Consider the following 1,283-nt stretch of genomic DNA (forward strand, 5'->3'; position numbering starts at 1 on the left):
CAGCCAGAGTCAAACCCTGAGCAAATCATCGACCAGAGCACATCCAGGTCATCAGTCCTGACAGGTATAGAACTACAAATCCCCACTCACAACACAATGCCCATAAAACTAAGCATTGCCCAAATCGACAATCACAGCCTACTCGAACTACTACGGGGGCTACAATGAATCCCCTTATCAACCCCCAACAAATCTGGCTATCCACCGCACCCATGGACATGCGAAGTGGCAGTAACAAACTACTCGCCTTTATCCTACAGCACCACCCAGGCATCCGCCCACACTGTGCCTACCTATTTTACAACAAAACAGGCACCCGGCTAAAAATACTCATTCATGATGGACTGGGCATTTGGCTATGCACCCGAACACTGGATGATAGCAAATTTCACGGACTGGGCGAACGCCTCATGCGACATCACAGCCCATCCGACTCAACCACAGGACTCACCATCAGCCACGAGCAATTCAACGCCCTGATTAGTGGTTTGCCTTGGCACAACCTAAGCAAAGACATACTCACGCCGCTGACCTAAGCTGACTTTATCATAAACCCGCTAAATCTCAACTATCACCGCCCGTTAGCTGACAACCGATAGCGGTTATGGCAAACTCATGTCATGACCGCTGCCCACCCATCCGACTCTACTGCGCCAAGCTACGCTGATTTATTAGCCCAAAACGCTCAGCTTCACCAACAACTTGATGCACAAAAACAACATTACGAGCAGCAAGCAGCACAACTCAAACAACAATACGAGAAACAAATCGATGCGCAAAGACAGCAATACGAAGCCGAACTTGCTCGCATCAACCAAGCACTCATTGACGCCATTGCCAAACAGCAACGTCTTATTCATCGTCTATTTGGGCAAAAAAGCGAAGGCTTAACCCCCAAACAAACCCACTTAAACCAAGAAACCGCCCTAGAAGACCTGGCATCGCTTGAACAAGCCCATGACAACTTCTTAGCCAATCTTAGTGATGACGAGCGAGCTATGCTGCCTGTTAGCAAGCCGACCAATGCCCAATCACTTAAAGACAACGCAGATAGCCTAGATCCCCAACAAGTGGGCTCACAGCTATCAAAGCTCGTCAAGCCCAAACGACAAAGACGCATCGTTATCCCTGACAACCTCGACATTCACACCATCATTCACGAGCCACCGTCAATTACCTGTGAGTGTGGCTGTCAAATGACGCAAATTGGTCAAGATGTTCAAGACAAACTTGGCTTTGTACCAAAGCAGTTTTACCGTGAGCGTCATGTTTATCCCAAATAC

At 48.4% G+C, this 1,283-nt stretch carries 2 protein-coding genes; both read left to right on the forward strand.

Annotated elements, in window-relative coordinates; translation table 11 throughout:
• The first annotated feature begins 164 nt into the window (after positions 1–164).
• Positions 165–536, forward strand: coding sequence for an IS66 family insertion sequence element accessory protein TnpB (gene tnpB, locus MA2_RS10700; RefSeq protein ID WP_067059656.1), 372 nt, complete (start codon positions 165–167; stop codon positions 534–536).
• Positions 537–620: 84 nt separating this feature from the next.
• Positions 621–1,283: IS66 family transposase zinc-finger binding domain-containing protein (locus MA2_RS10705; protein WP_174519471.1), on the forward strand; the 663-nt coding region annotated here is incomplete at its 3' end.

It is taken from the genome of Moraxella atlantae NBRC 14588 (assembly GCF_001591265.1).
In the GTDB taxonomy this organism is placed as follows: domain Bacteria; phylum Pseudomonadota; class Gammaproteobacteria; order Pseudomonadales; family Moraxellaceae; genus Faucicola; species Faucicola atlantae.